The organism is Nitrosomonas sp. Nm51 (assembly GCF_900111165.1).
Taxonomy (GTDB): Bacteria; Pseudomonadota; Gammaproteobacteria; order Burkholderiales; family Nitrosomonadaceae; genus Nitrosomonas.
This window is the reverse complement of sequence record NZ_FOGH01000101.1, coordinates 1-2,957: the sequence shown is the minus strand read 5'-3', so window position 1 is coordinate 2,957 and position 2,957 is coordinate 1. Positions and strand designations below refer to the sequence as shown.

Genomic DNA, 2,957 nt, shown 5'->3' with positions numbered 1-2,957 from the left:
AATATCGGGACTGCCTTCTTACCCAAAAGAAAATCGCTGATCACAAAAAATCAATGAAATTAGATCGCCACTTCCAAAAAAGCGTGAAACTTTAGCTTTAATAGACATAGCCAATTAATCGCGTTATTAGTCGATAGAATAATTGACGGTCAATGCATGTCATTCTTAAGAAGAAATCATTTCTGGTTTTTCGTATTAAATGCCACCCTTGACAGGCTGCCGCCGCTCCAAAGCGTGGTTTTGCATGAAGGATTGAAGTTGTGTGATTGGATGCTGGAAAAATAACTGTATTTCTTGTTTTGTCGGTTGTGCAAACAGCAAAGGCGACGCTTCAATCCTTCCTGTACGGCTCATTATCTTGAGCGGCGGCAGCCAGTCAAGGGCAAGCCGCTTCGCGGTGGCAACTGGTTTGAATGAGATTATGGATTGAGCTGGCGTTTAGCCTACGCAACGCTATTGTTATTGGTTGATTTCTTTTTTATAGATGTGTTGGGTGAGAAGACGACGCGACCTTTTCTTGCAATCATCTGGCGAACAGATTCCAGTAATTCGGCTTCCAGGTTTCGGCTGTTTTCCCAGGCTTCTAGTTCTGGATCAGTCAATGGTTTTGTGGGCTTCATGTCTTTTGGAATATTAAAGCTTTGTGCTGTTTCCAAGTAATGGACAGTTAAACCGAAATTTCCTTTAAAACATCTGGGCGACGCTCGGCGATGGCAATCAATGTTTTAGCTGCGCCACTGGGTTGTCGGCGGCCTTGTTCCCAGTCTTGCAGGGTTCTTGCCGATACGCCTAAGAGTTTTGCAAAGTCTGTTTGTGACAAACCGGATTTTATGCGTGCGGAAACAATAGGTGAAACCTCAACCTTGTGAATTCGGCTGGCGCGTCCTGCTTTCATTTGTTTAACTGATTCCAGAAGTTCCGCCCCAAGGTCGCGTTCTTCATCGCGTTTCTTTAATTCTTTTTCAGTCATGGGCATGTTATCTTTTCCTTAATTGCTTTCAGTAAATGTGCAGGAACATTTTCGTATTTGTTTTTGGCGTAAATCAGCAACAGCCAGATCGTGCCATCTTCAAGCGTGTTGTAATAGATTACGCGTATACCGCCGCTTTTGCCTTTTCCTTTGCGTGACCAGCGTACTTTCCGGCAACCTCCAGAGCCGCGAATAATATCTCCTGCATCATAATGTTCTGCAATCCAGGCAGCAAATGCGGCGCGTTCTTCTTCAGTCCAGTAATCGCTGACATAACGACTGAAGGTTTCCGTTTCTGCAATGGTATACATTGGTATTTAATAATACGGCATTGCCGTATGATGTCAAGATATTTTGTTGGATTGTATTTGAGATAAATCGGTTACTGTTGCAGATGGTTTATAGCCAGCACATTTAAGCATGTAGTCAGTAATTTTCTGCATCGGCTGTCTTAATCGTTCTACGTCGGTTACGATGTAACCGGCAGTGATGTCGCTGCTCATTTTGTGATTGACCAAGCGCTTCACCGCATAAGCCGAAATATCCAGACTTTCGGCAACGGTTACAAATGTCCGACGCAAATCATGAATCGTGAACGAAACACCGGATTCTTTGATGATTTTGGCAAGCTGCTTGCGTTGTTCAGAAATATAACCGGTTCCATTGGCTCTCTGAAATACGAATTCGTTGATAGCGTTATTTTTTCGTTGTTGCAGCAGATCAAAAAGAAAATCGGATAAGGGCAGGGTATGATCCTGATGGTTTTTGGTATCGGTCACTTTTAACGTTCTGGCTTTCAGGTCTACATTGTTCCAAGTCATCCGGGCGGCTTCTTCGCGTCTTAATCCGGTAAAAAGTACCAGCAGAAAATAATCACGGATGGTTTCGCGGTTTTGGCTGGTGACATCATTTTTTTGATTCATGACCGTATTAAACCAGGGTTTAAGTTCATGTGGTTTGATAACGGTTTGGCGCCGTTCCACGCGATACCAGGCACGGGTTTGGGTGAGCCTTATCACTGGGTTTTCCCGCAAAATGGAATGACCGTTGCCGTCTTCGTATTGTGCAATGGCAAAATTAAACAAAGCACGTAAAAAACGCATGGATAAATTGGCATAGGCTTCACCATGTTCAGCGCCAATTTTACTGTGTCGTTTGGCAACCATGTCTTTATTGATTTTTAGCATGGCCTTGTTTTGCCAGTCGGCAAACACGGTTTTCATGATGCGCTGATAATCATAAAGCGTGCGGGCTTTTAGTTTTTTTCTAACCGCAATGAAGTCATCAAAAGCCTGTTGCAATGTTGTGCCCTGTAATGCTTCAGATTTCTTCTCAGCGAGAGGGTTGCGCCCCACTGCAATTTGACCTAGTAACTTATGCGCTTCTTTTCTGGCCTGTTCGACGGTTAATTCCGGATAGCGTCCTAACGTCAAACGCTTAACCTTGCCATCGATCCTTTTTTCCAGAATAAATGATTTTGCACCGGTTGAAGTAATGCGAACGGCAAAGCCTTTTAACTCGGAATCCCGCACAAAAGTCTGACCGGCTTCTGGTGTAGACAGTCTGTCTACATAAGACTTGGTAATTTTATGTGATAGCGGCAGCGTGTGAGGTGTGGTCATTGTTTCAGTCTCCTTTCATGTAGACGCCATGTAGACACTATGTAGACAGTAGGCGTAAAACTATGGAATGGAGTGTAAAACAATATAACAGTAAAAATCAATACAAAACAATGACTTTAGTTCAATTTCAAAAATATTAAAATAGCCTAAAACGGTATATTTTAGAATTTGTAATCAGAAGGTCCCGAGTTCGATTCTTGGTGTCGGCTGTTGATACCGGTTTAAAATTGACCACCCATTACGGTTGAAATTTGACCAGGGGGAAACAGTGCGCAGGATACTACGCATCTGTGGATAAGTCGACCAGACTGAGTTGGTATTTTGCCTCCTGCTGATGCTTTGTGTTCAGTTGCTCGTTACAAATT

At 43.3% G+C, this 2,957-nt stretch carries 4 protein-coding genes; all 4 read right to left on the bottom strand.

Annotation, left to right across the window (positions count from 1 at the left end):
* Positions 1–443: 443 nt before the first annotated feature.
* Genes BMY60_RS14855 through BMY60_RS14840 form a run of 4 tightly spaced genes read right to left on the bottom strand, consistent with a single transcriptional unit; the run spans position 444 to position 2,592 of the window.
* Positions 444–656, bottom strand: a complete 213-nt coding sequence (locus tag BMY60_RS14855; protein WP_090334682.1) for a hypothetical protein — start codon at positions 654–656, stop codon at positions 444–446.
* An 11-nt stretch (positions 657–667) separates the two neighbouring features.
* Positions 668–970: a helix-turn-helix domain-containing protein gene (locus BMY60_RS14850; RefSeq protein ID WP_256251027.1), complete on the bottom strand. Its 303-nt coding sequence runs from the start codon at positions 968–970 to the stop codon at positions 668–670.
* Complete coding sequence (locus BMY60_RS14845) at positions 967–1,281, bottom strand: transcriptional regulator (RefSeq protein WP_090334679.1); 315 nt, start codon at positions 1,279–1,281, stop codon at positions 967–969. The genes BMY60_RS14850 and BMY60_RS14845 overlap by 4 nt, the downstream gene beginning before the upstream one ends.
* Positions 1,282–1,314: 33 nt before the next feature.
* Positions 1,315–2,592: a tyrosine-type recombinase/integrase gene (locus BMY60_RS14840; RefSeq protein ID WP_090334678.1), complete on the bottom strand. Its 1,278-nt coding sequence runs from the start codon at positions 2,590–2,592 to the stop codon at positions 1,315–1,317.
* Positions 2,593–2,957: the final 365 nt, after the last annotated feature.